The 1486-nt window shown below is 61.8% G+C and carries 1 protein-coding gene; it reads left to right on the forward strand.

Annotation, left to right across the window (positions count from 1 at the left end; genetic code table 11):
* On the forward strand, nt 1-1439 hold a 1439-nt coding region (locus EVC45_RS44570), incomplete at its 5' end, for an IS66 family transposase (protein ID WP_129964355.1).
* Nucleotides 1440-1486 lie beyond the last annotated feature (47 nt).

A 1486-nucleotide genomic window follows, 5' to 3' on the forward strand; every position in this document is an offset into this window, starting at 1 on the left:
AGTTGCAGTACCGGCAAACACGTATCGACCAGCTTACGCACGAACTCTCGGTCATCAAGCGGCAGCAGTTCGGCAGGCGCAGTGAGCAGCTCAACAAGGAGCAACTGAGCCTGCTCGAGGAAGCGCTCGACGCGGATCTGTCGGCAATCGGGCTCGAGCTGCAGGGGCTGAAGTCCGGCGAGCAGGCAGGGACACCACGGCAACAGCCAAAGCGTGAACCGCTTCCTCCCGAACTGCCACGTACCGACATTCATCACGAGCCGGACAGTACGATCTGTACGTGCGGCTGCGAGCGCGTTCGCATCGGCGAGGACATCAGCGAGAAGCTGGATTACCCGCCCGGCATGTTCACAGTTCAGCGGCACATCCGGGGTAAATGGGCGTGCAAGGCATGCGAGACGCTGGTGCAGGCTGCGGTGCCGCCGCACGTGATCGACAAGGGCATCCCGACCACCGGTCTGCTGGCTCAAGTGCTGGTCGCCAAGTACAGCGATCACCTGCCGTTGTATCGACAGGAGCGCATCTTTGCGCGGGCGGGTTTGGCGATCGCGCAATCGACGCTCGGCGCCTGGGTTGGCGCGTGTGGCGTGCGCCTGCAGCCCCTGGTCGATGCACTTCGCGAAGAGGTATTGCAGCACGCGGTACTGCATGCCGACGAGACGCCGGTACAGATGCTTGCACCGGGAAAGGGCAAGACCCATCGAGCCTATCTGTGGGCGTACAGCACCACGCAGTTCGCCGATCTGAAGGCGGTGATCTATGACTTCGCCGATAGCCGCGCCGGCGAACATGCACGCGCATTCCTGGGAGAGTGGCGTGGCAAGCTGGCGTGCGACGATTACGGGGGCTACAAATCCAGCTTCAGGAGTGGGGTCACAGAGATCGGGTGCCTGGCCCACGCGCGCCGTAAATTCTTTGATTTACACGTCAAGCACCAGAGCGAGCTGGCCGAGCCCGCGCTGCGATACTTCGGTGCGTTGTACGAAGTAGAACGCGACGCCGCACAACTCGAGCCCGATAGAAGACGTCTTGTGCGTCAAGAGCGAGCTCGCCCCATCACCGACGAACTCCATGCATGGCTGCTCACGCAACGGCAGCGTGTGCCGGACGGATCCGGGATCGCCGCGGCACTCGACTACAGCCTCAAACGTTGGGAGGCGCTTACGCGCTATCTGGACGATGGGCATGTGCCAGCGGATAACAACTGGATCGAGAATCAAATACGGCCATGGGCCCTGGGGAGGTCGAACTGGTTGTTCGCAGGATCTCTGCGTGCCGGAAAACGCGCGGCCGCGATCATGACATTGATCCGCTCTGCACAACTGAACGGACACGATCCGTTGGCTTACCTGAAAGACGTGTTGACGCGCTTGCCGACACACCGTGCCGCCGACGTAGCGCAACTGCTTCCTCATCGCTGGACGCCGACCGCTGCTTGATGGTTTCAGCGATTGCCTCCGTCAAGATGCCTTCCCCGGGTGCTTAC

It is taken from the genome of Paraburkholderia sp. UYCP14C (assembly GCF_004197395.1).
Taxonomy (GTDB): Bacteria; Pseudomonadota; Gammaproteobacteria; order Burkholderiales; family Burkholderiaceae; genus Paraburkholderia.